The 12,493-nt window shown below is 36.8% G+C and carries 12 protein-coding genes; all 12 read left to right on the forward strand.

The features are described from left to right. Positions 1-28 precede the first annotated feature (28 nt). Positions 29-1,861, forward strand: a complete 1,833-nt coding sequence (locus A3848_RS06910) for a polysaccharide biosynthesis protein (protein ID WP_074084209.1) — start codon at positions 29-31, stop codon at positions 1,859-1,861. Positions 1,862-1,884: 23 nt separating this feature from the next. Then, the gene (locus A3848_RS06915) at positions 1,885-2,604 is read left to right on the forward strand and encodes a hypothetical protein (RefSeq protein WP_074084210.1); all 720 of its coding nucleotides are present in this window, start codon (positions 1,885-1,887) and stop codon (positions 2,602-2,604) included. Next, entirely contained in the window at positions 2,604-3,590 is a 987-nt protein-coding gene (locus A3848_RS06920; protein WP_074084211.1) for a copper amine oxidase N-terminal domain-containing protein, read from the forward strand. The genes A3848_RS06915 and A3848_RS06920 overlap by 1 nt, the downstream gene beginning before the upstream one ends. Before the next feature lie 40 nt (positions 3,591-3,630). Next, complete coding sequence (locus tag A3848_RS06925) at positions 3,631-4,248, forward strand: sugar transferase (RefSeq protein WP_074084237.1); 618 nt, start codon at positions 3,631-3,633, stop codon at positions 4,246-4,248. A gap of 25 nt (positions 4,249-4,273) precedes the next feature. Then, entirely contained in the window at positions 4,274-4,912 is a 639-nt protein-coding gene (locus A3848_RS06930) for an acetyltransferase (protein ID WP_074084212.1), read from the forward strand. A 32-nt stretch (positions 4,913-4,944) separates the two neighbouring features. Then, a complete protein-coding gene (locus A3848_RS06935; RefSeq protein ID WP_305953423.1) occupies positions 4,945-6,057 on the forward strand; it encodes a DegT/DnrJ/EryC1/StrS family aminotransferase in 1,113 nt (370 codons plus the stop codon). Between the two features lie 11 nt (positions 6,058-6,068). Beyond that, the gene (locus A3848_RS06940) at positions 6,069-7,256 is read left to right on the forward strand and encodes a glycosyltransferase family 4 protein (protein WP_256702191.1); all 1,188 of its coding nucleotides are present in this window, start codon (positions 6,069-6,071) and stop codon (positions 7,254-7,256) included. A 24-nt stretch (positions 7,257-7,280) separates the two neighbouring features. Beyond that, entirely contained in the window at positions 7,281-8,297 is a 1,017-nt protein-coding gene (locus A3848_RS06945; RefSeq protein WP_074084215.1) for a polysaccharide biosynthesis protein, read from the forward strand. Positions 8,298-8,302: 5 nt separating this feature from the next. Then, on the forward strand, positions 8,303-9,418 hold the full coding sequence (locus tag A3848_RS06950; RefSeq protein ID WP_074084216.1) for a polysaccharide biosynthesis C-terminal domain-containing protein: 1,116 nt from the start codon (positions 8,303-8,305) through the stop codon (positions 9,416-9,418). A gap of 3 nt (positions 9,419-9,421) precedes the next feature. Further along, the gene (wecB, locus tag A3848_RS06955; RefSeq protein ID WP_074084217.1) at positions 9,422-10,552 is read left to right on the forward strand and encodes a non-hydrolyzing UDP-N-acetylglucosamine 2-epimerase; all 1,131 of its coding nucleotides are present in this window, start codon (positions 9,422-9,424) and stop codon (positions 10,550-10,552) included. A 36-nt stretch (positions 10,553-10,588) separates the two neighbouring features. Next, on the forward strand, positions 10,589-11,773 hold the full coding sequence (locus tag A3848_RS06960; RefSeq protein ID WP_256702192.1) for a glycosyltransferase: 1,185 nt from the start codon (positions 10,589-10,591) through the stop codon (positions 11,771-11,773). A gap of 200 nt (positions 11,774-11,973) precedes the next feature. Further along, positions 11,974-12,493: hypothetical protein (locus A3848_RS31640; RefSeq protein WP_143192352.1), on the forward strand; the 520-nt coding region annotated here is incomplete at its 3' end.

Below are 12,493 nucleotides of genomic sequence, written 5' to 3' on the forward strand. Positions count from 1 at the left end.
AAATTTGTTATTTTTGGAGGCACTAAAAATGACAGCGAAATCCAGGGTATTCATGTTATTCCTCATCGATCTGGTTATCATCTGGTTCAGTATTACAACATCGTATATGTTCAGGTTCTATGACGGCATTCCTCATGAGTATATGGTACAAATGCTCCAGTTCGGGCTGATCTCGACCATTGCGATAGGTGCTAGCTTGGTCTATTTCGGTCTATATCGACGGATGTGGCAATATGCCAGTATCGGAGAAATAGTATCTATTCTTAAGGCTATTGTTGTAGGCGCGGTAATCTCTTATGGTATCGCGTTATTGATTCTCCCTGTACGTGTTCCTCTTGGGGTAGGTGTCCGGACCATGGAAACCATCCTAGTGCTGGTAGGCGGTATCCGTTTTGTGTGGAGATTTTTTCGGTATGAACGGGTCAGCTACAAAGATACGGAAACTCATGCACTCATTGTAGGTGCAGGAGACTGCGGGATGCTGATTGCCAAGGAAATGATGGGGCCATCATTTGCTCAGACCAAGTTGATTGGCTTTATCGATGATAATCAGAACAAATACCATATGTCGATCCTGGGACTGCCCGTATTGGGCAACAGATATGACATTCCCCGGCTTGTCAAAGAGAAAAATATTCATGAGATTATCATTGCTATGCCGTCCGTGTCCAGGACGGAAATCTCGGATATTATTAATCTGGCTAAGACAACCGGAGCCAAACTGAAGATCATTCCAGCACTGAACGATCTGATCGCTGGCAAGATATCCGTTAAGAAACTAAGAGATGTCAGTGTAGAAGATTTGCTTGGACGGGAACCGATCATAGCTGATCTGAACGGCATCCTCGGTTACGTACATAAGAAGACGGTTATGGTTACCGGTGCAGGAGGTTCGATCGGCTCCGAGCTGTGCCGGCAAGTATCTCCATTTGCTCCAGACAAGCTATTGCTGCTAGGACATGGTGAGAATAGTATTTATACGATTGAGATGGAGCTGCGCCAGAGCTTTCCCGAGCTGGAGATTATTACGGTAATCGCAGATGTTCAGGACCGCAATCGGATGATGGACGTATTTCGCAACTACAGACCGCATGTTGTCTTTCATGCGGCAGCACATAAGCACGTTCCCTTGATGGAGCGCAATCCATCTGAAGCCATCAAGAATAACGTATTCGGTACCCGGAATGTAGCGGATTGTGCGGATCGATTCGGAGCAGAACGGTTCGTTATGATTTCCTCAGACAAAGCTGTTAACCCCACAAGTGTTATGGGAGCAACCAAGCGAATTGCAGAAATGTATGTACAGAGCTTGAACACCACGAGCCAGACTAAATTCTCTGCTGTACGATTCGGGAATGTCTTAGGTAGCCGTGGTAGTGTAATCCCGGCGTTCAAGAAGCAGATAGCTGCTGGTGGGCCGGTTACAGTTACGCATCCAGAGATGGTGCGTTATTTCATGACGATTCCAGAGGCGGTTCAGTTGGTGATTCAATCTGGATCATTTGCCAAGGGTGGCGAAGTATTCGTGTTAGATATGGGTGCACCGGTTAAGATTCTTACATTGGCAGAAGATCTAATTACATTGTCCGGTTATGAACCCTATACGGACATCGATATAACCTTTTCTGGTATAAGAGAAGGGGAGAAACTATACGAGGAACTGCTGACGGACGAAGAGAATCTGGGTTCTACCCAGCATGACCGAATTTTCATTGGTAAACCTAATGTGATTAGTCAGAATCAACTAGAACTGGAATTCAAACGCTTAGAGCGCGTCTTGACGGAAGAGCCAAGTGCGATCCGTGAAGTGATCAATCAGATTGTTCCGATGCAGCCTGTTGCCCAAGCAGCGATCAGCTAACAAATACGATACGGAGGATTACTATGTTCAACAAGAGATGGAAGAGAATACTGGTATGGACTCTGTCGGTAGTTATAGTATTAGCGGTTGGCGGTTTATTTGCTGCTAATTATGCAGTGGATAGATTGATGAGTTCAATGGCTGGAGGATTGGACTTGGAGTCTGAGGATACTGCTCCAGTTACTAATCCAGTCGCAATTGCCGATCCAACTTCTGCACCTGTAAATACTGAAAGTGCGCCATTAGCGACAGCAACTGCTGAACCTACACCAGGTGTTGTCTCGGAGAGTGCCAAACCGGCAGCTACAGAAGAGCCTTCCACCAATCCGAGTCAGCAAGTTGTTCCAAAGTCAACTCAAACCATTGCTGCACCAACGACTAAGCCAACGAGTACGGTACCTCCGGCCAAAGATAAGAATCTGGATGGATACTCGGCTCAGGTTTCTACGGATAAAGCCAAACAGATACAGGAAAATGTAACGGTGAAAGAAAAGGCAGATGTAGCCTCCATTGTACTAGGACAGTTAAGTGTGTCGGACATCAAACGTTTACAAGAGCTTGCCTCTGGTGGGCTAACGATTGAAGAGAAGCGTGAAGCTCGTAGTATTATTCTTGGGAAAGTCTCAGATGAACAATATAATGAGCTATCGCAAATAGCGAAGAAGTATGGTGTAAGTGAAGGGAAAACCAAAGATCAGGTTATTGAAGAAGAAAAAGCTTTACAACAAGGGAGTGAACAATAATGGCTAAAGTAAGAATATCCGCAACAGCGTTACTACTGTTAGCGCTAATTGGAGTAGCTCCATTAACGGCATCTGCACCTTTATCTGCCGCAGCAGCAACTGTGACATTGCCTGCTGTTCAGACGGGTTCAATCAAAGTACAGAACATGAATGTAAAAATGATATTTGACGGCGTTAGCATGACTCCGCCATCAGATCAGTTAGTATTCATGTATAACAATACTACTTATGTGCCTTTGCGATTCATGTCTTATGCACTTCAAAAGAGTGTGAGTTGGGATGCTAAGAATCTCAAGGTTACTGTAGCGGAACCAACGAGTACTGAATTGGTAGTGATTAAAGAGTATCTAATGAATGTAGGGACTAGTCAGAACACATCGTCGAAGAGTGCAAATCTACAACCTGTAAAAGCAAGCTTTTCTTTTAATGGTTCTGCTAAGAACCTTCCTACAGATCAATCTAGTTACATTTTAAATGGAGCGTTATATGTTCCAATTCGTTATCTGTCTGAATCAGTAGGCAGTGCCATAGTATGGGATCAGAAGGCTAAAACAATTACAGCAACTTCAAAGGCTTATCAAGAACAAAATAGTACTTCTGGAGGTAACATAGAAACAAAGCCAACGGCTTCAACGAAACCATCCCAAGCCGGCGGTTCAAGTGATACAGGTAAAGTGTCCTACGAGAGTATTACGAGTGCTACTGAAGCAAAACTAAATGCTTTGAAATCTCAAAGTCAGTCCACTTTATTAAGTACAGCAATGGAATATCTTGCTGCAAAAGACGATGCTAGTAAGCAAAATATAATAGCTAAGGGTAAACAGCAATTATCATCCTTTACAGCCAGCTTCAATAGTATAGTTTCAGATGCTGAACAACAATTGAAGTCAAATGGATATAACACTGATATTATTAATCAGTATAGAAGTGCATTTGAGTCTGAAATTCAGAATGGACTAAATAAAGTTGCAGGTATGGCGGACTAATCTCCGCCTATTATTCTATATTGATGAGGTTAAGAGCATGATGAAGCCATATTTAATTATCAAAAGAATACTAGATTGTTTTTTTGCTAGCATATTGATTATTATCACATCTCCTCTTATGTTAGCTGCTTTAATTTTGATTAAACTAAGTTCAACGGGACCAATCCTCTTTCGTCAAAAACGGCCGGGTAAACACGGTGAGATCTTTATCGTATTCAAGTTTAGAACGATGTCATTAGAAAGGGATGCAGCAGGAGATTTATTGCCTGACATTGAGCGAATGACTCGTGTTGGTTCCTTCCTGAGAAAAAGTAGTATTGATGAGTTACCCCAACTTATAAATGTATTAAAGGGTGAGATGAGCTTTATAGGCCCGCGTCCTTTATTGGTTCAATACCTTGAATGTTATACTCCAGAACAGGCTCGCAGACATGAGGCTACTCCTGGTATTTCCGGATGGGCTCAGGTTAACGGACGAAATGCGATCAGCTGGGAGGAAAAATTTAAATATGATGTTTGGTATGTAGATCATATTAGTTTTGTATTGGATCTTAAGATAATACTCAAAACAATTAAAAATGTTCTTATTAGAGATGGTATTAACAGTTCTCAGAATGCTACAATGCCAGTTTTCAAGGGTACACGAATTAAGAACTAATATACATTGTAATAGGGGTGTTATATTGTCAAAACTATTAATATTAGGAGCTGGTGGTCATGGTAAAGTTGTGGCAGATGCAGCAATGGCTTCTGGTAAATGGGACTCTATAGCATTTTTGGATAATGATAAGGAAATACAAGAAGTGATGGGATTCTCTGTTGTAGGGGATTTTGAAAGCTATAAATTACAATTAGAGGAGTATTCTGCAGTATTTATTGCAATAGGGAATAATAAGATTCGGATGCGCTGGTTAGATAAGTTAGAACAAGAAGGCTATAATATAGCAACTATTATCCATCCCTTTAGTGTGATTAGTAGTTTTAGCTGCATAGGAAAAGGCAGTGTTATTCTAGCTGGCGTTGTAGTGAATGCTAATTCATCTATAAGTAGAGGGTGTATAATTAATACTTCTAGCACAATTGATCACGATTGTAGCTTAGGTGAAGGAGTTCATATTTCTCCAGGGGTAAGTATTAGTGGTACTGTTACTGTGAAAGATTACACTTGGATTGGTGTTGGATCGAAGGTTATCAATAATATTTCCATTGGAGAAAATGTCATCGCTGCTGCTGGTTCTGTAATAATAAAGGATATACCGGATAACGTTATGGTTGCCGGAATTCCCACAACAATAAAAAAGTACTTTGGAGATGAACGATAATGCAGGAACGGATTTTTTTATCCCCTCCACATATGAGTGGTAATGAAATGAAGTACATACAAGAGGCATTTGATACAAATTGGATAGCGCCTTTAGGTACAAATGTAGACAAATTCGAAGAAGAACTATGTGAATATGTTGGAGTAAATCATGCATTGGCTTTATCTTCTGGAACAGCTGGAATTCATTTGGCCTTGAAATACTATGGAGTTGGCCCAGGCGACTATGTTTTTTGTTCGGACTTAACTTTTACAGGTAGTTGCAATCCTATCCTGTATCAATATGCGAATCCAGTATTTATCGACTCTGAACCAGAAACTTGGAATATGTCTCCGGTTGCTCTTGAAAAGGCCTTCGAATGGGCTCAGAGTGAAGATAAAATGCCAAAAGCAGTTATCATTGTTGATCTCTATGGACAGAGTGCTGATTATGATCAATTGCTACCGATCTGTAGAAAATATGGTGTTCCAGTTATTGAGGATGCTGCAGAAGCACTAGGAGCAACATACAAAGGAAAAAAATGTGGTACATTCGGTGATATTAGCATATTTTCATTTAATGGCAACAAAATCATTACCACTTCAGGTGGAGGAATGGTTGTTTCTAATGATGAGGCTGCTATTAAGAAAATGCGATTCTGGTCTACACAATCTAGAGAAATAGCTAAGCATTATGAGCATAAAGAAATTGGTTATAATTATAGAATATCTAACATTAGCGCGGGAATAGGGCGAGGACAACTACAGGCTTTAGAAGGATTTATTAAGAACCGAAAAGAAAATTATAACACTTATAAAGAGGGATTAAAGGAATTACCTCTTCAAATCATGCCCATTTCTGAACACGGTAGCCCGAATTATTGGTTATCGGTTGTAACTGTGAATATAAGCTCTTCCATTACTCCTGAATATATCATAGATCTACTTGGAACGAAAAATATTGAATCACGACCATTGTGGAAACCAATGCATATGCAACCATTATTCTCTGAAGCACCTATGTTCTATCATATGGAGAGTGAATGTATTGGTAGTCAATTGTTTGAATATGGAATATGTCTTCCTTCAGGCTCATCCCTGACTAAAGTTCAACAGAGTTTAGTTTTACAAACTATTGATGAAGCTTTCTTATCGGTGCATCAATGAGGGTTCTATTCTTGACTCTTGCTTATCCAGAAGGTGAAAACTCAAGAAACTTATATGTAGACTTAATGCAGGAATTTTATGCGCGTGGTAATGAAGTCTATGTGATATGTCAGCGTGAAAAAAGATATGAAAAAGAAACTGAACTTAATGAAGAGTCCGGGATTCAAGTATTACGGGTGAGGACTGGCAATGTAACAAAAACTGGTTTTATTGAAAAAGGTATATCTACTCTACTAATTGAAAAACAGTTTAAAAAAGCTATTAAAAAGTATTTAAAACATATTAAATTTGATTTAGTTATATATTCTACTCCACCAATTACTTTTGTGAAAACTGTAGAGTATATAAAAAAACGTGATAAAAGCAAAACATATTTATTATTGAAAGATATTTTTCCTCAAAATGCAGTTGACTTGGGAATAATCAAAGAAAAAAGTTTAATAGGGCGATACTTTAGAGCAAAAGAAAAAAAAATGTACGGAATTTCTGACCATATTGGTTGTATGTCAAAAGCCAATGTTGATTACGTAATCAGGCATAATCCTGAGGTAAACACTGCTAAAATTGAAATTTGTCCTAATTCTATTAATCCCCTAGCATTGTCGGTAATTTCTCCTTTGAAGAAAAGTGAGCTTAGGGAAAAATTTAATATTCCTGATAAGTCAGTACTCTATGTCTATGGAGGAAATTTGGGGAAACCTCAAGGAATTGATTTTCTAATTGAAGTTTTGAAATTAATTAAAGAGATGAAGAATATATTCCTTTTAATAGTTGGTTCAGGTACTGAATTTGATAAAATAAATAAATATTTATTAGAAAGTAAGCAGACTAATGTGAGATTAGAAAAGTACATGCTTAAGAATGAGTTTGACGAGATATTGACTATAGCAGATGTTGGACTTGTATTTTTAGATTCAAGATTCACCATACCGAATTTCCCCTCACGTATGAACTCTTATATGGAGTTTGCTTTACCTATCTTGGCTGCGACCGATGTTAATACGGATATTAATAAGATGTTTCAAGATGCAAATTGTGGATTATGGTCTCAAAGTGGGGATTTAAAGGGGTTCGAAAAAAATCTTGCAGTCTTAAACGAAAATGAAAAATTACGTACGGATATGGGCATGAATGGAAGGTTATATCTAGAGGCTAACTTCACCGTTGATAAATCTTATAATATTATAGTCTCTCATTAAAAAATGGATGTGGGGTATCAGCTTATGTTTACAGGAAAGACCTTGTTGATTACTGGAGGAACAGGTTCTTTTGGGAATGCAGTCTTAAAGAGATTTCTAAACACAGAGATTAGTGAGATTAGAATATTCTCCAGAGACGAAAAAAAACAAGATGATATGCGCAAAGAATTGAGAAATGATAAAGTGAAATTCTTTATTGGGGATGTAAGAGATTATAATAGTGTGACAGCAGCGATGCACAATGTGGATTATGTGTTCCATGCGGCTGCCCTGAAACAAGTTCCTTCATGCGAATTTTTTCCTATGGAGGCTGTTAAGACAAATGTTATAGGGACTGAGAATGTGCTTAATGCTGCCATAGCTTTTGGAGTGAAGAAGGTAGTATGTCTTTCGACAGATAAGGCAGTATATCCTATCAATGCTATGGGCATTTCAAAAGCTATGATGGAGAAGGTTATGGTTGCCAAATCCAGAACTGTATCTCCTGAAGATACATTGATTTGTGGAACGCGTTATGGAAATGTGATGTGCTCCAGAGGTTCTGTTATCCCGTTGTTCATTGATCAAATTAAAAAATATGAGGATATTACAATTACAGATCCTGATATGACTCGTTATCTAATGTCCTTGGAAGATGCTGTTGAACTTGTGTTATTTGCTTTTAATAAAGCAGTACAGGGAGATATTTTTGTTCAGAAAGCGCCTGCTTCAACAATAGGAGAATTAGCCATTGCTCTAAAAGAACTGTTTCAATCAAATAGCCACACAAGAGTTATTGGAACTAGACATGGTGAAAAGTTATACGAGACATTGCTCACACGGGAAGAGATGGCGAAAGCTACTGATTTGGGAAGCTATTATCGAATCTCTGCTGATACCAGAGATTTAAACTATGGTAAATTCTTTGAAGAAGGCGATAAAGAAATTTCTGATGGTTGGGAATATAACTCTCACAATACAGAAAGATTAGATATTCAAGGGATTAAAGAACTCTTGTTAAGTCTGGATCTGATTAATAAAGAACTTAACGGCAGGGGCTAAGAATAATGAAAACTGTTTTGGTAACAGGTGCTTACGGATTCATTGGACGTAACTTAGTAGCATCTTTAAACAGAAGAGAAGATGTCGAAGTTATGAAGGTTGACTCTAAGCATTCACTCCAAGAATTAGAAGAATATGCACTTAAGGCTGATTTTATTTATCATCTTGCTGGAGTTAATCGACCTGAGAATACTGAAGATTTCATGACTGGTAATTTGGGTTCAACCCAACATTTAATCAATATATTGAATTCGAACGGTAAGAAGACTCCAATACTACTTTCATCATCGATCCAAGCTGAACAGGATAGTCCATACGGGAACAGCAAGCGCTCAGCTGAGGAAGCGATTTCCGCTTATGGACACCAAAAGGGAATTCGTACATTTATCTATAGACTACCAAATGTTTTTGGAAAGTGGAGTAAACCTAACTATAATTCTGTAGTTGCAACTTGGTGCTACAATATTAGCAGAGAAATACCCATTCAGGTGAATAATCCAGAAGCTGAAGTTAAGTTAGTTTATATTGATGATGTAATTGAATCCTTCATAGCCGCAATGGATACTTTAAGTGGAACGAACTCAAGTGATTACTATGATATTTCGCGCTCCTTCAATGTTAAACTTAAGGACCTAGAAGCAAGCTTAGTATCATTTAAAGCGAGCCGGGATACACTGGTTATTTCGAGTCTGAAAAGTGATTTTGAACGCTTTCTTTACAGTACTTATCTCTCATATTTGCCAGAGGACAATTTCGGATATGATTTGGAAATGAAACACGATAACAGAGGATGGTTAGCAGAATTTATTAAGACTGAACATTCAGGTCAAGTATTTATATCCCGAACTAAACCAGGTATCACAAGAGGTAACCACTGGCATCATACTAAAGTTGAGAAGTTCCTTGTTATTGAAGGAGAAGCTGTAGTCAAGTTCCGACAGATTGAAGGAGAAGAAGTCTTAGAATATCCGGTGAATGGATTATCTTTGAGAGTGATAGATATTCCACCGGGTTATACACATTCCATCACTAATACAGGTACAACTGATGTAATAACCCTTTTTTGGGCTAATGAATTGTTTAACCCTGAGAAGCCAGATACTTATTACTTGGAGGTTTAATTAATGGAAAGACTAAAGGTAATGACAGTTGTTGGTACAAGACCAGAAATTATTAGACTTTCATCTGTCATTAACAAATTAGAGGGATCAGAAGCAATAGATCACATACTTGTACATACTGGACAAAATTATGATTATGAATTAAATGAAGTTTTTTTTCGAGATTTCAATTTGAAAAAGCCAGACTACTTTCTTGATGCTGCAAACGGATCAGCTATAGATACTATAGGGAACATTTTGATTAAGATCGATCCTATTATGGAAATAGTAAAACCAGACGCATTTCTTGTATTAGGTGATACGAATAGTTGTTTATGTGCTATAGCAGCAAAGAAAAGGCATATCCCTATTTTCCATATGGAAGCAGGAAATAGGTGCTTTGACCAAAGGGTACCTGAAGAAACAAATAGAAAGATCGTAGACCATATAGCAGACATTAATCTAACGTATAGTGATATTGCAAGAGAATACCTCCTAAGAGAAGGATTATCTGCTGACAAAATTATAAAAACAGGAAGTCCAATGTATGAGGTCATTACTTCAAGAAAAGAAGATATAGAAAAGTCAGATGTCTTAGAAAGATTACAACTTAATGAAAGGAATTATTTTGTAGTCTCAGCACACAGAGAAGAGAATATAAATTCTGAAGAGAATTTTTTGAACTTAGTAGATAGTTTAAATACCATAGCAAAAAAATATGAGATTCCAGTAATAGTAAGTACACATCCTAGAACTAAAAATATGATAGATGCTAAAAGAGTTAATTTTAATTCTTGGATAAAAATCATGAAACCTTTAGGTTTTAACGACTATGTTAAACTTCAAACAAAAGCAAAGGCAGTACTTAGTGATAGTGGAACAATTAGTGAAGAAGCGTCTATATTAGGTTTTAAGGCTCTTAATATTAGACAAGCACATGAAAGACCAGAAGCGATGGAAGAAGCTGCTGTTATGATGGTGGGTTTGAATAAGGAAAGAATTATTCAGGGATTAAAAATACTTGAAACACAGGAACAGAATACACTACGGAATGTTACTGATTATAGCATGCCTAATGTATCGGACAAGATGTTAAGAATTATACTGTCATATACAGATTATGTGAAAAGGGTTGTGTGGGGAATAAATAGTTGAGGTTGTGATAACGTGAGGATACTCCAGATTAATAGTGTGTGCGGTATCGGTAGTACTGGTAGAATTGCAACAGACATACATGGTATCTTACTTGATCACGGTCATGAGAGTTACATTGCATATGGGCGTGGGGAACCTAGAAATTGTAATAATTCAGTGCGAATTGGAACAAATTTAGATAACTATATGCATTTGGTTAGAACAAGACTAAAGGATGATCATGGCTTTGGATCAGAAGTAGCAACGATTAATTTCATAGAAAAACTAAGAGATATTAATCCTGATGTAATCCACCTCCATAATATTCATGGCTACTATTTAAATATAAAAATATTATTTGATTATTTATATGAAACCAATAAACCTTTGGTATGGACATTACATGATTGCTGGCCATTTACTGGTCATTGCGCATATTTTGATTATGTCGGCTGTGAACGCTGGAAGTCGGGTTGCTTTCAATGTCCTCAGAAGCAAAAATACCCAAGTAGCTTTTTTAAAGATAATTCAAAATCAAATTACGCCATGAAAAAAGCTCTTTTTGCTAGTTATAATAATATTACATTTGTTACTCCATCAAACTGGCTAGCAAAATTGCTAAAGCAATCTTTTTTATCTGAGTTTCCTCAGAAAGTTATTTATAATGGAGTAGACACAAGCATTTTTAAACCAGCGAAAACATCAAACTTCAGAAAAACAAATAATTTAAAAAATAAGTTTATAATTTTAGGTGTTGCAAACATTTGGGATGAGCGTAAAGGCTTGAAATATTTCCTGGAACTTTCTAGTTTTTTGGATAGAGATGAAATTATTGTATTAATAGGTTTGAGTGAATCACAAAGAAAAAATTTGCCCCTGAATATAATTGGAATAAGTCGAACTAACAATATAGTCGAATTATCGGAAATTTACTCTGAGGCAGATGTTTTTGTGAATCCTACCTTAGAAGACAACTTTCCAATGACAAATATTGAGGCATTAGCATGTGGGACTCCAATTGTAACATTTAACACTGGAGGAAGTATCGAAGCCGTAGATAATCATACCGGCTTTGTAGTAAGGGATAATAATACTAAATCAATGCTAGAGATGATTAGAAAGGTAAAGATCAAAACTAAACAATTTTATGAAGATAATTGTGTTAACAGGGTATCGTATTATTTTTCTAAAGAAAAATCTTATAATAATTATTTAGAATTGTATAGGGGTTTTGAGGGGTGATATTTTATATTCTCTATTAGAAAGTGAATTGCACGTGATTTTCTGAAATTCTTACTTATGGGTATCTTCTTACTGATGAAACGCTGAACCGAGTTACAGATAATGGGATAAAAGTTTGTAGAAGTTTGTTTATGATTCTCGAACTTTGTGATTGAATAAAGGTAGATTAATAATTAGATAATTAAAGGTGCGATTTTTAAGTGAAAAATTTATTTTTTATCGCAATAACAACATTATTTTTATTTTCTTTGAATGTTATTTCAATGGATTTTGATTTCACTAAAAATGTAAATGAATGGGCGGTTGTACTAATATTTATCTTTTTTGTTTATCTGGTTGAGCTATTTAGTACGAATAAACCTGTAAATAAAACATACATGAGTCAAGATGAAGCGATATTCTTAAGAAGGAAAAATAAAAGTAAAAGCAGTACAAGCAAAAAAAGTATTTTTATTTTTATCTGGTTGAGTTTAGCTCTTTGTATGATCTTCTCTAAGATACTTAATCATGATAATTTAAGCAGTATAGTATTCTTGCTTTTTTCAGTTCCAATATTCTTTATATATAAGGTTCCAAAAATAAATGAATATAAAAATCGAATATTGTATCCTTCTGCTATATTATCGTATTTACCGTTCTTAATAGTACTTTTTTATATCATAAGTCGTGATGGAAGAAATAATGTTGTCGGTGTGCTTACATCATTTACTGGAATAATAC

This window comes from Paenibacillus sp. P32E, from assembly GCF_001909085.1.
GTDB lineage: Bacteria > Bacillota > Bacilli > Paenibacillales > Paenibacillaceae > Paenibacillus_AQ > Paenibacillus_AQ helianthi.